Source organism: Clostridium carnis (genome assembly GCF_054657435.1).
In genome coordinates, this window is sequence record NZ_BAAHYS010000001.1 from 58,745 (window position 1) to 74,743 (window position 15,999).

General features: G+C 26.1%; 13 protein-coding genes. 6 read left to right on the forward strand and 7 right to left on the reverse strand.

Annotated features, from left to right (window positions below; all coding sequences use genetic code 11):
- Positions 1–98: 98 nt before the first annotated feature.
- A protein-coding gene (locus ACYQ1T_RS00330; RefSeq protein WP_459830674.1) for an IS3 family transposase occupies positions 99–1,267 on the forward strand; the annotation gives its coding sequence in 2 pieces (ribosomal slippage) (positions 99–363 and positions 363–1,267; 1,170 coding nt in all).
- Positions 1,268–1,395: 128 nt separating this feature from the next.
- Here the strand turns inward: ACYQ1T_RS00330 and ACYQ1T_RS00335 are convergent.
- From ACYQ1T_RS00335 to ACYQ1T_RS00345, 3 genes are all read right to left on the reverse strand, one after another.
- Complete coding sequence (locus ACYQ1T_RS00335; RefSeq protein WP_459830676.1) at positions 1,396–2,814, reverse strand: hypothetical protein; 1,419 nt, start codon at positions 2,812–2,814, stop codon at positions 1,396–1,398.
- On the reverse strand, positions 2,795–4,747 hold the full coding sequence (locus ACYQ1T_RS00340) for a HAMP domain-containing sensor histidine kinase (protein ID WP_459830678.1): 1,953 nt from the start codon (positions 4,745–4,747) through the stop codon (positions 2,795–2,797). Before ACYQ1T_RS00340 ends, ACYQ1T_RS00335 begins: the two co-directional genes overlap by 20 nt.
- A gap of 164 nt (positions 4,748–4,911) precedes the next feature.
- Positions 4,912–5,829, reverse strand: a complete 918-nt coding sequence (locus ACYQ1T_RS00345) for an alpha/beta hydrolase (protein ID WP_459830680.1) — start codon at positions 5,827–5,829, stop codon at positions 4,912–4,914.
- Between the two features lie 206 nt (positions 5,830–6,035).
- On the opposite strand from ACYQ1T_RS00345, the gene ACYQ1T_RS00350 reads away from it, so the two are divergent.
- Positions 6,036–7,394: a MurT ligase domain-containing protein gene (locus ACYQ1T_RS00350; protein ID WP_459830682.1), complete on the forward strand. Its 1,359-nt coding sequence runs from the start codon at positions 6,036–6,038 to the stop codon at positions 7,392–7,394.
- Positions 7,395–7,409: 15 nt separating this feature from the next.
- Positions 7,410–8,135 (forward strand): type 1 glutamine amidotransferase, encoded by a 726-nt coding sequence (locus ACYQ1T_RS00355; protein ID WP_459830684.1) that lies wholly within the window; start codon positions 7,410–7,412, stop codon positions 8,133–8,135.
- A 58-nt stretch (positions 8,136–8,193) separates the two neighbouring features.
- Here ACYQ1T_RS00355 and ACYQ1T_RS00360 read toward each other — a convergent pair whose 3' ends face one another.
- Positions 8,194–8,868, reverse strand: a complete 675-nt coding sequence (locus ACYQ1T_RS00360; protein WP_459830686.1) for a polysaccharide deacetylase family protein — start codon at positions 8,866–8,868, stop codon at positions 8,194–8,196.
- A gap of 246 nt (positions 8,869–9,114) precedes the next feature.
- Here ACYQ1T_RS00360 and ACYQ1T_RS00365 point away from each other — a divergent pair, with 246 nt between their 5' ends.
- The 3 genes from ACYQ1T_RS00365 to ACYQ1T_RS00375 all read left to right on the forward strand — a co-directional run bounded on the left by ACYQ1T_RS00365 (position 9,115) and on the right by ACYQ1T_RS00375 (position 12,089).
- Entirely contained in the window at positions 9,115–10,407 is a 1,293-nt protein-coding gene (locus tag ACYQ1T_RS00365; RefSeq protein ID WP_459830689.1) for a D-alanyl-D-alanine carboxypeptidase family protein, read from the forward strand.
- 101 nt (positions 10,408–10,508) lie between these two features.
- Entirely contained in the window at positions 10,509–11,135 is a 627-nt protein-coding gene (locus tag ACYQ1T_RS00370) for a flavin reductase family protein (protein WP_459830692.1), read from the forward strand.
- A gap of 87 nt (positions 11,136–11,222) precedes the next feature.
- A complete protein-coding gene (locus ACYQ1T_RS00375) occupies positions 11,223–12,089 on the forward strand; it encodes a 50S ribosomal protein L11 methyltransferase (protein ID WP_459830694.1) in 867 nt (288 codons plus the stop codon).
- A gap of 54 nt (positions 12,090–12,143) precedes the next feature.
- Here the strand turns inward: ACYQ1T_RS00375 and ACYQ1T_RS00380 are convergent, their stop codons facing one another.
- The 3 genes from ACYQ1T_RS00380 to polA are packed head-to-tail and all read right to left on the reverse strand — an operon-like array spanning position 12,144 to position 15,919.
- Entirely contained in the window at positions 12,144–12,689 is a 546-nt protein-coding gene (locus ACYQ1T_RS00380) for a lytic transglycosylase domain-containing protein (protein ID WP_459830697.1), read from the reverse strand.
- Positions 12,690–12,699: 10 nt separating this feature from the next.
- Positions 12,700–13,302, reverse strand: a complete 603-nt coding sequence (coaE, locus tag ACYQ1T_RS00385; protein WP_459830699.1) for a dephospho-CoA kinase — start codon at positions 13,300–13,302, stop codon at positions 12,700–12,702.
- 13 nt (positions 13,303–13,315) lie between these two features.
- The gene (polA, locus tag ACYQ1T_RS00390) at positions 13,316–15,919 is read right to left on the reverse strand and encodes a DNA polymerase I (RefSeq protein WP_459830701.1); all 2,604 of its coding nucleotides are present in this window, start codon (positions 15,917–15,919) and stop codon (positions 13,316–13,318) included.
- Between the last annotated feature and the right edge of the window lie 80 nt (positions 15,920–15,999).

Here is a 15,999-nt window from a genome sequence, read left to right on the forward strand (position 1 = left end):
AGTTATTAATAGTCCGTATTAATCTTATGGAGTATACCCAATTTGATAGACACATAGAAAGTACGTATAATAAGAATTAAGAAGGATGTGTTTATTAAATGGGAAACCAAAGAAGATTTACTAAGGAATATAAAGAAGAAATTATTAAGTTGGTAATAGATCAAGGTAAAAAAGCAACTCATGTTGCAAGAGATATAGGTGTTAGTGAAGCAACTGTTAGAGGGTGGGTTAAAAAATATAAAGAGCATGGAGAAACTGCCTTTCCAGGTAGCGGAAAACTAAGACCAGAAGATGAAAAATTAAGAATATTAAAAAAGAAATTAGCAGATATTCAAGAGGAAAATGAAATACTAAAAAAAGCTATACGCATCTTCACAAAGCCAGAGAAATAAAATATAAATTTATTCTTGATAATAGCTCCGTATTTCGAGTGGAGAAGATGTGTAATATATTAGATATAAAGAGGAGCTCATATTATGCATGGTTAAAAAGACCGCCATCTGAAAGGACAATTAATGATGAAAAGCTCGTTTTAGAAATAAAGAGAGTTCATAAAGAATCTTATGGCACCTATGGTGCTAGACGGATAAAGGCTCAACTTAAGTATTATGGAATAGAATGTGGTAAAAATAAGATTTCTAAATTAATGAAGGAAAATAATATTTCTAGCAAGATTACTAGAAAATACAAAGCTACTACTTATTCAGATCACAATTATGCTGTTGCACCTAATTTGTTAAAACAAGACTTTAACGTAGAAGCACCTAAAAAGGCTTATGTTGGTGATATTACTTATATAGGAACTGAAGAAGGATGGCTATATTTAGCGACTGTAATTGATCTGTTTGATAGAGAAGTTGTTGGTTGGTCAATGGATTCTACTATGACTAGAAAGTTAGTTATAGATGCGTTTAATACTGCTATACTAAAAGAACAGCCAAATGAAGGTTTTATTTTTCACTCTGATAGAGGGGTTCAGTATGCATCTTATGATTATCAGGATTTATTAAGAGAGAATGGATGTATCCAAAGTATGAGTGCTAAAGGATGTTGTTATGATAATGCTTGTGCAGAATCCTTCTTCTCATCTTTAAAGAAGGACTTTCTTTATGGAAGAAAATTTAAAACGAGAGCGGAAGCAAAGCAAGCTGTAGTTGAATATATTGAATTATTTTATAATGCAAAAAGATTACACTCTACCTTAGGGTATAAGTCACCAAGGGAGTATAGAAAAAGTTATTATAATAATTTAAAAGAAGTTGCTTAAAATTTAATTATGTGGTACTTGTATAAAATGCACACTACACTTACAAAAAGTTATAAATATATAAAAAAATAGAAAATTGAGAAATCCTAAGAAAATCAGAAAAAAATCGTATATTCTATATGTCTAATCTACTCAGAACACTCCATTAAGCAATTTTGCCTTATAATTATATAATTTTTATCTATCTTTTGTAGTTTTTCTAAAGTATTTAAATTATCACCATTTAATACAACTTCATTTAATTGTAATGCAGAAAAAATAACATTAATGGGCGTAATTAATTCATGAGATATATTAGAATAAAATTCATCCTTTATATTTTCTTCTAATATCTTTTTTTCTAACTTTATTTTATTCTTTTCAAAATTAGTTAATTCTGTAATATCATTAATAAACAAAACTTTATTTAATCTATCAATTACAATTAAATTAATTTCAATAATAACTTCATTATCTTTATTTTCATTAATATAGATTATTTTTGAAAATCCGTTATTAATATTATCCTCTGTTATTTCACCTTTCGTAAGAATACATAAAATATAAAATAGATTTCCTTCTTCATTTTTTATATATTTTTTTAAAAATTCTGTACCTTTAATATTAGAGTATATCAAAAATTCTTCATTAAAAATTATCATTCCCTCTGAAAATGTCTTTAGTATTTCACTATATTTTTTACGACTTCTTTCCATTTGCATTTTTACATCTACAAGTAACTTTTCTCTTTGAACAAGCTCATTATTTAACTGTTTTTTGTTTTTTTGTACTTCTTCTAAAGATTCTAAAGCTTTCTCATAAGCACCTTTAAGAACTCTTTTTTCAACATTTCTATATATAATAAAATAAGCTATAATCTTAAAAATAAAAACAAAACAAGTTAAATTTTCGTCAAAAATAAAGTTCAATACTGAAAAAAGATTACTTATCATTATTAAGGATATTACTTCTAATTTCCATAAATGTTTTTTTAAGTTTTTATATTTTTTTATTTCCTTATAAGTAATAAAAACTAATATAACGTATACTGCTTGATTAAGAATCGTTATATTTTTGACAAAATGTAAATTATACCAATTATTAATACTTACTTTAATTAAAAAAGCCATAATTAGAATCAATGATATAAATGTCTTATGCATTATAGATTTAGATAACTTTTTATTATACATAATCAGCGGTATAAAAATAGCTAATATTTCCAAGTAGTTAAAACCTGAAACAAATGCCATATGAATACCTATAATATCTGTATTTACAATAAATTGTAGCTCAAAAAATCTACATATTCCTATATAAAAGAATCCTACTCCAACATATTTAAAATAGTTAAAATTCTTATCTTTTACATTTATCCTAATCATAACAGCTATTAATATCGATAATAAAAAATATAATATTCTTAATATATATATAAGTTCTTGTCCTTTATCATAAAATATCATCATAAAAGTTAAACATATTAATAATGGAATTAAAAATCTATCTAATAATCCAGTATTTTCATCCATGAATTTTAATTCCTTTTTATAATTGTACCTCTTCATAATTGCTCTCCTTAGGTAACTCAATAGTAAATTGTGTTCCCTTTCCTACCTCACTGTCAAGTTTTATGTCTCCACCTTGAATTTGAATTAAATTATATACAACAAACAATCCTATTCCACTACCGTTTATTACATTATTACTTTTTCCTTTTTCCATGGAGTATTTTTCAAAAGCTTCCTTAGTAAAGGTTTGTCCCATTCCTATACCAGTGTCTATTATTTCTATACAAATCCTTTTTTCATGATTTTTTATATTTACATATATTTTTCCATCTGTAGGAGTAAATTTTACAGCATTTGAAATAAGATTCAATATTATTCTTCTCATCATATCTACATCAAAGAAAATATATATCTCTTCTTCGTCTGTATCAAAGATTAATTCTATATTTTTACTTCTTATATAATATTCTAGTGATAATACATTTTCTTCTACAAACTCTACTATATTTCCTTTAGTTAAAGAAGGGGTTAAACTCTCCATACTTATTTTACTTATATCTATTAGATTATTTGCAAATCTTGCAAGAGTAACACAATTAGACTTACATATAAAATTATATTTTTTTATTCCTTCAATATCCTCTTTCTTTTTTAATATTTGTTCTAATTGAATAGCAGAATATATTACATTAATTGGTATTTTTAAATCATGAGAAATATTTGATAAAAAGTTCTTTTTTATTTCATCATTCATCTCCTTATTTGCTAACTCTTTTTTCATTTCTTCAATTTTCACTTTTTCTGTTATATCCTCAATAATCATTACTACTTCCATTTTATCTTCACTAGAAATAATAAATTTTATATTAAATATCTTGTTACTAATACCATTTACAAATATTTTGTATGTTTTTTCATTATTTTCAAAATCAACTTCTTCATTTATCATTGAAATATCAATAAATCTCTGTACCTTTTTATTTATAATATTTCTTAAATTATCTTCGCCTATTAACTCCATAAAACATTTATTACAATACAAAATTCTTTTGCTAAATCTACTATATGTAATTACTGGTTTACTTAAATTCTCTAAAAAGTTTTTATATAAATTTTGATATTCCAATCTAGTTTTTTGTGATTTTAAAAGTTCATAATTTCTATCTATTAATTCATCATTAATTTTTTCTAAATTCCTATTTGTTTCATATATTTCTTTATATACATAATTATAATTTTCTTGAGATATATTTTTTATTATACAAATTATACTTACAATAAATACCAAACTTTGTATTTTATAAATTGCCGATGAAACAAGAGCATTATCTAAAAAATATGAAATTAAATTTATTACTGCTGTAATTGTAAGCATAATAAAATTTAATTTAAATAAATTTAGTTTTCCATTCCAAAGCAATGTACTTCTTCTCATGTAAACATTAGTTTTTAAAAATAATATTATTATACTTAATACATACGTATATATTAATATTTTGTGGCTATTATAATTTAATATCAAACTAGACTGTATAATTAAGTCTAAAAGAAATACACAACCATACTCTAAATAAATTAATTTATCATTTGAATTTTTATATTTTGCTAATAAATAATAAATCCCAAATAAGGTTATAGAATCCAACCTATAACTCCTCTTAAATCCAACAGAATTTAATATGTATTTTAATTCTGTAAATTGCCCTTCTGGTGTTAATATTAAAATTCCAATAACACAATTAATAATAAAAAAAATCTCTATAACAACATATATCCTTCTATCTCTTATATCTCTTATATGAATAATAAACATCAATAAGATTATATTAGATACTAATATGCAAATCTTTTCTAAAAACAAAGTAAAATTAGGTAAATATACCTCGAAGGCTAAAGTCATTAAATAAGCTATCAAACCCAAAGATATAAATTTATCTATATTTTTCATATCAGTATAATATATTTTATCTTCAAAAGTATAAACTTCCAATAAAAATTACCTCAACTTTCATTATGTTTCTGCATATATTTTACATCATTTTTTTTTAAATATAAATTATTTTAATAAAACAATAATATTTTTTTACTTTTTTCTTTATAAAAATATTAAAAGCTACAAAAAAGAGTAAGGGTTTCTTACTCTTTTTTAATTAGCTATATTCTATTTTTAATCCAAAGCACTATGTCTTTTATAACTTCATCCTTATTACTTTCATTTAACATTTCATGCCTTCCATCTTTATATAGCTTATATTCCACATCTTCTATTTTATTTTCTTTATAAATTTCATATAAATTAATTATGCCTTTACCTAGATATCCTACTGGATCCTTATCTCCAGCAAAAATATAAATTGGAAGTTTCTTAGGTACTGCTTTTTTATTTTCTTCTTTATGAATATCCCATAATCCTCTTATTAAATCATAATAAAATGAAGTAGAACATATAAAACCACATTTTTCATCATGAATATATTTATCTACCTCTTCTTCTACTGAGCATAACCAATCAAATTGTGTTCTTGTAGGATTAAAATTTTTGTTAAAATCTCCGAAGGATAACTTATCCATAATTTTACTTCTAGCTTTTCTTCCCTTAAACATAATTTCTATTTTAGAAACTATAATACCAAGTTTAGTTATATTTTTAGGTCTACCATTTGTTCCTGAAAGAATAAGTGCATCTATTTCATTACCATATATTTGTGCATATCTCTGACTTAAAAAAGACCCCATACTATGTCCAAATAATATTAATTTTAAATTTGGATTCTCTTCTTTTATTATATTAGAAAGTTCCTTTATATCATTTACCATCCAATAAAATCCTTCCTTGTCAGCTATATAACCAAGTTCCTCTTCTGATGATGCTGTTTTTCCATGCCCTCTATGATCATGTGAATATACTATATATCCTTCTTTGCATAAAGCTTTAGCAAAATAATCATATCTTAATGCAGTTTCAGTCATTCCATGCACAATTTGAACTACTGCTTTAGGCTCACATTCTGGAGTCCACTTATAACAATTTATAACCTTTCCTTCCTTATCAGTAAAAATAAAACCATCCATACTTTACTCAACCCCATTTAAACTATTTTTCTTTTATTATCCTCTCAATTATATTTCATGTCAATTTATTATAAAAGTTAAAATATATTATTTTGTATAAAATAAACTTGTGATATACTATTGATATTCATAATTTAGAAATCTTTTTAATTACTGATTAACAAATAGTATTATTGTAAATAATACTTGATAAGTATTACAAGGTGGTGAAAAAAATTAGTATTAAATCAATAATAAGCATAATAGCTTCAAAAATCACAATTTTTCTAACAAAAACAATACTAAAAGGGGGAACTACATTTCCTGGAAGGGTAGCCTTGAAAATTGATAAAAATATATTATCTAAAGTTTCTAAAGGTTATAAGGTTGTATTAGTAACAGGAACAAATGGAAAAACTACTACAACAAGTATGATTTACAATATAGTAAAAGAAAGTGGTCACACTGTTATCACTAATAATACAGGTGCTAATTTATTCTCTGGCATAGTTACAACATTTATCGACAACTATAGTTTCTTTAATAAAGTAACAAGCTCCTATGCGATTATAGAAGTCGATGAAGCCAATATAAAATATATAACTAAATTTATAGAACCTAAAATTATAACTGTAACTAATCTTTTTAGAGATCAATTAGATAGGTATGGTGAAGTATATACTACTCTTAATAAAATTTTAGATGGTGTTAATTTAGTTCCAAATACTACTCTTGTTTTAAATGGTGACGAATCTCTACTTGGAGATTTAAAACTTCCTAATCCAACTGTATTTTATGGATTTAACGCTAAAATTAATGAAAATAAAACCATAGATGTTAATGCAGATGCTAAATTTTGCAAATTCTGCAAATCCCCTTACAATTATAACCACATTACATATAATCATTTAGGTGATTTTTACTGTACAGGCTGTGGTTTTAAAAGAGAATCTTTAAAATATGCTGTGGAAGAAATATTAGAGCTTACTCCTGAAAGCTCTACAGTTAAGTTTAATAATCTTGAAATTAACATAAGCCAATCAGGAGTTTATAATATTTATAATGGTTTATGTGCTTATGCTATTACTAAAGAGTTAAAAATATCTGATGATATAATAAAAAAATCATTAGAAAAACAAAGTTCTAGCTTTGGTAGACAAGAAATGCTAAATATTGAAGGTAAAGATGTTAAGATTATTTTAGTTAAAAATCCTGCTGGATATAATCAAGCATTAGATACACTATGCCTAAACAAAGAGGAATTTGCTACAGCCTTTTTATTAAATGATAACTATGCAGATGGTAGAGATGTATCTTGGATTTGGGATGTTGATTTTGAAAAGCTTCATTCTCTTAATATCAAAGAAATATTTGTTTCAGGTATTAGGTGTTATGATATGGCTGTTCGTTTAAAAATAGCTGGCTTAGATCCAAATAAATTCATTTTAGAAGAAAATTTTGAGGCTTTAACTGAAAAAATCAAAAATGGTAATAGTCAAAAAGTATATATACTTGCTACTTACACTGCTATGATAAACTTTAGAAAGTATCTTCACTCAAAAGGATACATTAAAAAACTTTGGTAACAGGAGGAACTTTAAATGGAGTTAAATATTTGTCATCTTTATCCTGATTTACTTAATGTTTATGGTGATGTAGGAAATATATTAATCATTAAACATAGAGCTGAAAAAAGAGGGATAAAGGTTAATGTAATACATTGTTCTTTAAACGACACTTTCGATGAAGAAAATACAGATTTTCTCTTCTTTGGTGGTGGCCAAGATTTTGAACAATCAATAGTTTCTGATGACTTAAAAACTATAAAAAAAGATTCTTTAGAAAAATATATTGAGTCTGGTAAGGTTACTCTTGCGATATGTGGCGGATATCAACTTCTTGGTAAATACTACATGGCTCCTACTGGTGAAAAAATAGAAGGTTTAGGTATTTTAAATATCTACACTATTAGTGGAGAAAAGCGTTTTATAGGAAATACTGTGATTTTCAACGAAGAGTTTAACGAAACATATGTAGGTTTTGAAAATCATTCAGGAAGAACTTATATAAATCGGTTAAATCCACTTGGAAAATGTAAACATGGTTATGGTAATAATGGTGAAGATAATGAAGAAGGATGTATTTATAAGAACACGTTCTGTACATACTTCCATGGATCTTTATTAGCTAAAAATCCAGAACTTGCTGATAGATTCTTAAGACTTGCTCTTGAAAAAAAATATGGTCCAATTGAACTTAAGCCATTAGATGATAGTTTAGAACTTAAAGCAAAAGATGTAATGATAAATAGACTTTCTTCTAACTAAATTTACATTAATAAAAAATAATCCTAACAATTAGTACGAATTGTTAGGATTATTTTTATTATTTATTTAATACATGTATTTTTTCTAAATATTCTATTTCCCATTCATCTATATTATCTAATGTTTTAAATTCATATCCTTTTCTTTTGTAAAAGTCAATTACATTTTGTAATGAATCCACTGTTGTTTGCTTATTACCTAAATCATGCATTAAAACAACTTCAACCTTATAAAGCCCACCATATTCTCTAATATGCGAATTAATTAATTCTACTGTGCAATTGTATCCCTCACTATCTCCACTGTCTACAGACCAATCTATATTATATATTCCTTCCTCTTTAAGGGTTTCCCTTATTGAATCTAATATTTTCCTATCAGCTATATTATTATCTGAGCCTCCTGGCATTCTAACAAACATTAACTTTCCATTTCCTATTACTGATTCTATTGTTTCTATACAATTATTTAAATCCTTAAAATATTCGTCTTTACTACTATAAATATTTTTATATTCATGTATGTCAGTATGAGGCATAATACTCATACCATTATTCTTTAACTCTTTAATTACCTTTGGAAAAAGTCTAACATTAGATCCAACAACAAAGAAAGTTCCTTTAACATTATTTTTTAATAAAACTTGTGAAATTTCCTTTGTAATTCCTGGAGATGGTCCATCATCAAAAGTCAAATATACAACTTTCTTATTTTCTTGTGAATTGAAAGCCAAAACTTGGATATAATTTATACTATTGATAACTATTGCAAAAATAAATATAATTAATAATTTTTTAAATTTATTAATTAGAACCACCTCCTATATTAACCTATAAGTATATTCTATACATTAGTATCATTAAATATAATATGTAAATTCAACCACTTTTTTAATTCTCTTATATGTTGTTATTATGTAACGTAAATGATATACTAAAAAAAGTGAATTTAAATTTTATACAGAGATGGGGAGATGAATTTGAGAAAAAGAAATTTACTAAAATCATTTGCAGTAGCTCTTTCCATATCATTAGTAGCACCTTTTGCTAGTAGAGTTAATGCACAAGAGACAAATATTACAGCACCTGAAATAATAGGACAGTCTGCAATAACTATGGATATGGATACTGGAGAAGTTATTTATTCTAAGGATGCTGATATTAAATTATCACCAGCTAGTACCACTAAACTTATGACATCACTTATTTTCGCTGAGAATAAATCTAAGTCAGACACACTAACCTTTACTCCAGATGTCATTAAAGTTACTGAAACATCTTTAAATAACTTTAAGCACTTTAATCCAGGTGATACTATTTCTGCTAATGATATAATGAATGCTGTTATGATTTACTCAGCCAATGATGCAGCATATCTTATGGCAGACTCTGTTGCTGGAAGTGTAGATACATTTGTAAAAATGATGAATGAAAAGGCTCTATCACTTGGTTTAAAAAATACAAAATTTGAAAATCCAAGTGGACTTGAAATCGATCCTCTTAATCCAAGCAATACTAATACAAATCTTACTACAGCTCATGACTTAGCCATTATTGCTAAAGAGGCTTTTAAAAATGATTGGATTAGAGAAACCATTTCTCCTAAAAATAGTAAAGCAACTATAGACCTTAAGGGATCACCTTTTCCTATTGAAACAAGAAATAAAATTCTTGGTAAAAATGGAAACATAGGTGGTAAAACTGGAACTGAAACTAAAGCTGGTCATTGTTTCGTAGGATTTTATGAAAAAGATGGAAGAGATTTAGTTACAGTTGTTTTAAATTCAGAATATGGTGCAGATGGATTAAATGTATTTCATGATACTGAAAAAATAGCTGATTATAGTTATAATGTACAAAAAGATATTTACAAAAAATCAGGAGATGAAGTTGGAACAATAGATTTAGAGTATAAGATTTTTAGATTCTTTGGACCTAAGAAAATAATCACTGCTCCTATATTATTGGCTGAAGATGTAAATTATTATAAAAATGATTTAAATGATAAAATTCTTTCTATTAATTATAATGATGATACAACTAATGCTTGGAAAGTTACTAGTGGTAAGGAAGTTAAATTATCATTAACAGTTGCAGATTCTACTAAGGAAATCAAGGGAACTGTTAAGTTAACATCTGGAGACCTATTTAAAGCAAACTTTGCTTTTTACTTAGCTGCATTACTAATTATAGTTGTTATAGGAACTTTAATTATCATAATAGTTAAAATTATAAATATGAAAAAAAGAAGAAGACGTAGAAGAAGATACTAATATAAAATGGATTAGCTAATTAGTTAATCCATTTTCTTATTTTTTATTTTTTTCAAGTATGCTATAATCCTAAATAAACTGTATTTAATAAGGAGTATTATATGAATAAAGTTAATTTTAAAGGCAGTGTTGTATTAAACCCTGTTCCTGTTGTATTAATAACTTCAAGAAATAAAGAAGGAAAAGAAAATGTATTTACAGTAGGTTGGACTGGAACTATTTGTACAAAACCTCCTATGCTTTCAATATCAATTAGACCAGAACGATTGTCTTATGAATATATAAAGGATACAATGGAATTTGTAGTAAATATGCCCTCTTCAAATATGGTTAAAGCAGTTGACTATTGCGGAGTAAAACCTGGAAGAAAATTTAATAAAATAAAAGAAATGGGCTTTACAATGAGAGAAAGTGAGAATATAAATGTACCTTATATAAATGAATGTCCTGTGAGTATTGAATGTAAAGTAAAACAAATTATACCACTTGGAACTCATGATATGTTTATTGCTGAGGTTGTTGGATCTCATATAAATGAGTCTCTTATAGATGAAAAAGGTAAAATACACTTTGAAAAAGGTAATTTACTTACTTATTGTCACGGTGAATATTATAAAATGCCTCAAAACTCCATAGGAAGTTTTGGATTTTCAGTAGCTAAAAAAAAATTATCTAAAGCAAAAAAATCTTCTAAAAATATTAATAAAAAAAATAAAAAAAGTTTATAGGAGTTTTAATTACATTCCTTGACATTATCTAAAAATCTATCTATACTACTATAAGTATTACAAAATGATTAAAGTGAGGGATACACCATGTTCGTTCTATCTTATAATATTAATTCTAATGATCTAGATAATAAAATTGAAACACTTCAAATAAATGATATTTTTGATGTATTTTATGAAACGCCTCTAGAAATAACTACTGATGATTATGGTTATGGCTACTTAGAAAAACCTTCTGAAACAATTGAATTAAAAATTGCATTTCAAGGTGAATCAACTGAGGTTAATTCATTTAAAGATCAAGTAGATGCTTTATTAAATTCACACGCTATAAAAATAGAGAAAATTACTACTGATTATACAAACTATGATTTTCCTAGTGTGAGTATAAATGACGAATGGGTACTAGCTTCCCCTAATGATATTATAGATAATAAAAAAAATAAAATTAGTTTTATTTCTCAAGGTGCTTTTGGTACTGGTCTACATGAAACTACTCAAGATATTTTAAATATAATACTTACTAAATTAAATTTAGTAAGTAAATCGGTATTGGATATTGGTACTGGATCTGGTATCTTATCAGTTGCATCATCAATTATAGGTGCTTCACATGTAACGGCTTTAGATATTAGAGATGTACGCGATGAAGTTCAATTAAATGCATCATTAAATGGATTATACAACATTAATGTCATAGTTGGAGATGTCTTGTCTTCTGAAGTTGAAATCACCGATAAATATGATTGGATTTATATAAACATAGGTGGTGAAGAAACTCAAATGTTTATGGAATTTATATGTGAGCATTTGTCTCCTAACGGCAAGCTTTTAGTTTCTGGATTAGTAGAATGGAGTTTTGAAAAAGTCAAAGATATTGTAGAAAGTTATGGCTTTACTCTTAATGAAAAATACCAAACAAATGAATGGATAACTGCAATATTTTCAAATTAAGATAAAAGGACTTAGAATATTAAATAATTCTAAGTCCTTTTTTAATAAAGCAAACTATTTTCCATATAAATATTTATATACACTATAATTTGTTTTTACCTTATCTACATATTTTTTAGTTTCCTTAAATGGAATATAATGCAGTTTTTCACCATCCTGAGAATACTCTTCATCACTAAGCCACTTATTTACATTACCTCTTCCACCATTGTATGCTGTAATTACTAACTCCATATCTCCAAACTCATTCATTAAATTTTTTAAGTACCAACAGCCAATCCTTATATTAAATTCAGCATCATATAGCATTGATGGTAAAAAATAATTTATTCCAATTTCATTAGCTGCCCATTCACCTGTTTTATCCATTATTTGCATTAAGCCTTTTGCCTCTTTATTTGATACTGCCTCTTTATTAAAATTGCTTTCTGCTTTCATAACAGATAATACTAATAATGGATCAACTCCAAACTCTTCACTATATTTATCAACATACTCCTTATATCTATAAGGAAATATATATTGCTTCATTATAAATGTTATTCCAAAGTAAACTACAACTATTGCTACTAGAACTGTTAAAATACGTCTAAACTTCATTCTTTTCTCCTTACTTGCAGATTACCTTTAAGAACTCAGCCACACCATTTACCTGCTTTTTAGTTTTTAAAATATCTCCATTATTATCAATAATTATTGTCGCATACTCTCTTTTTTTATCTAAAGGTATCTGAGCATTTACTCTATTTATTGCTTCATCTCTTGAAATCATATCTCTATTTTTCACCCGCATTATTTGAGTAGTATTATCAACCCAAACTATTATAATATGATCCATTTCAAGATGAAGATTATGTTCAATTAATGTTGGAGCATCTAAAATAATCATTTTCTCTCCATTTTTTTCCTCTTTATCTATTGCCTCAAAAATCTCTCTTTTTATATAGGGTATAATTATATCCTCATATTTCTTCCTTTGTTTTGGGAATCTAAAAATATGACTTCCGAATTCTTTTCTTCTAAATTCCCCTCTCCAATCAAAAAAACCTGATCCAAATTCTATTTTTACCTTCTCTAGAATTTCTGGATACTTAGAAAGAACCGTTCTAGATATATTATCAGCATCTATTATTTTAAATCCCGTATCATTAAGAATTTTTGAAACAGTGCTTTTACCAGATCCAATTCCTCCTGTTAACCCTATCTTAATCATTAATTAAGCCCCCTTATTTAGCTTCATACCAAGTCTTTCCTAAATTAATATCTACTTCTAAAGGAACAGCAAGCTCTAATACATTTTCCATTTCATTTTTTACAATTTCACTTACTTCATTAAGTTCTTTTTCTTTAATATTTAATATTAATTCATCATGAACCTGTAATATTATCTTACTTTCTAACTTTCTTTCATTTAATTTGTTATATACATTAACCATTGCCAATTTAATAATATCTGCTGCACTTCCTTGTATAGGGGCATTCATTGCCAATCTATCCCCTAAAGCTTTTACAATTCTATTTGAAGATTTTATTTCTGGTATAAATCTTCTTCTATTTAAAATAGTTAAAACATATCCTAACTCTTTTGCTTCTTTAATAGCTCCATCTAAATATCCTTTTATCTTAGGATATCTATCAAAGTATATCTCCATATATTCTGAAGCTTCTTTTTTTGTAATTTTTAAATCTTGTGAAAGACTAAAATCACTTATTCCGTAAACAATACCAAAGTTAACTGCTTTTGCTCTTCCTCTCATTAAAGGTGTCACTTCTTCTACTGGAACTTTAAACACTTCTGATGCAGTTTTTGTATGTATATCACTATGGTGCTTAAATGCATCAATCATATTTTCATCTCCAGACATATGAGCAAGAACTCTTAACTCAATTTGAGAATAATCGCAAGATAATAAAATATCACCAGGTTCTCTTGGAATAAATACCTTTCTAATTTCTCTACCCATTTCATACTTTATAGGTATATTTTGTAGATTAGGTTCAGTACTCGATAATCTACCTGTAGTTGTTACTGTTTGATTAAAATTAGAATGAATGTAGCCATCTTTATCTATTACATTTTTAAGTCCTTCTACATAAGTTGAGTTTAATTTTGTAATTTGTCTATAGTAAGTTATCTTAGGTATAATCTCATGCTTATCTTGTAGTTTTTCTAGCACTTCAGCATTTGTTGAGTATCCTGTTTTAGTTTTCTTTATTACAGGTAAATCTAACTTTTCAAATAATATCTTGCCAAGTTGTTTTGGAGAATTAATATTAAATTCTTCTTCTGAAAGAGCAAATATTTCTTTTTCAGTTTGTATTATTTCTTCTTTAAACTTAACAGCTAGTTCATCTAACTTTTCACTATTAATGTTAAATCCTAAAGTTTCCATAGAAGATAAAACAAATATTAATGGATGTTCAATCTTATAATAAAGTTCCTCCATTTTATCTTCTTTAAGTTTATCATTTAATATATTATATATATCCTTTAATTTTCTAACAACTTTTCCTGCAATGTTTATGCTATCTTCTTTTATATCTTCACCAAGATATTCGTTAATAAGTGTTATAAGGTTATACTCTGACTTAGATGAATCTATTAAATAAGCAGCTATTGCTGTATCAAAATTAAAAGATTTAATAGAAATTCCTAATTTGTTTAATGCAGTAACTAAAGCCTTTCCATTATGTATAACTTTTGTTACTTCATCTTTTTCCATTAAATACTTTAAAACTTCTATTGCTTTGTTTTTTTCTTCATTACAAATACTTGTAAAATCTATAATATATACTTTATCATCATTCATAATATTTAATTTGTCTATTTGTAATTCTGAATATTTAGATGAATTTAAAACATCATAAGTTATATATAACTCATTGGAAATATTATTAAAAAGCTCTTCAAAAGTTTTAATGTCTTTTACTTCATTTACTTCAATTTCTTCTTCTTCAAAATTTTCATCATCTTTTATTTTACCTATAAGAGATTTCATTTGTAGTTTAAAGAACATCTTTTTTAGATTTTCTTTATCATAATTTTCTTGGCTCTTAATTTCTTTAAGATCAAAATCTATAGGAACTTCAGTCATAATAGTAGCTAACCTTTTACTAAATATTGCCTGCTCACTAAAAGCTTCAAGATTTTCTTTTAGCTTTTTACCACTAATACTATCTATATTCCTTAATACATCCTCTACAGAACCATAAGTTTGTATTAATTTATATGCTGTTTTTTCTCCTACACCTGGAACCCCTGGGATATTATCTGATTTATCTCCCATTAGCCCTTTTACATCTATAAATTGAGTTGGTGTAACTTTAAATTCTTCTATAAATCCTTTTTCATTATAAACTGCAGTTTCCGTTACTCCTTTTTTAGTTATTACAACATTTATATTAGTTGAAGCTAACTGAAGAGCATCTTTATCTCCTGTAACTATAAAAACTTCTATTCCATTTTTCTCTGCATATTTAGCTAGTGAACCTATTATATCATCAGCTTCAAATCCATCTATTTCATAAGTTGTTATTGATAAAAGCTTTAACATATCCTTTACTAATGGAAATTGTTCTGCAAGTTCAGGTGGCATCTTCTTTCTACCTGCTTTATAATCTTCATATTCTTTATGTCTAAATGTAGGTGCTTTTCTATCAAATGCAGCTACAATATAATCTGGATTTAATTCTTCTTTCATTTTAAATAGCATATTTGCAAATCCATAAACTGCATTTGTGTGTATTCCTTCTTTTGTAGTTAATGGTGGTATTGCATAAAAGGCTCTATTTAAAAGTGAGTTAGAATCTAAAATAAGTAATCTTTCCATCTTTTCCTCCATATTAAGGATATATTTCCTTAATGTTATTATCAAATTAAATTATACTATTTTTTTAATAATAAATCATT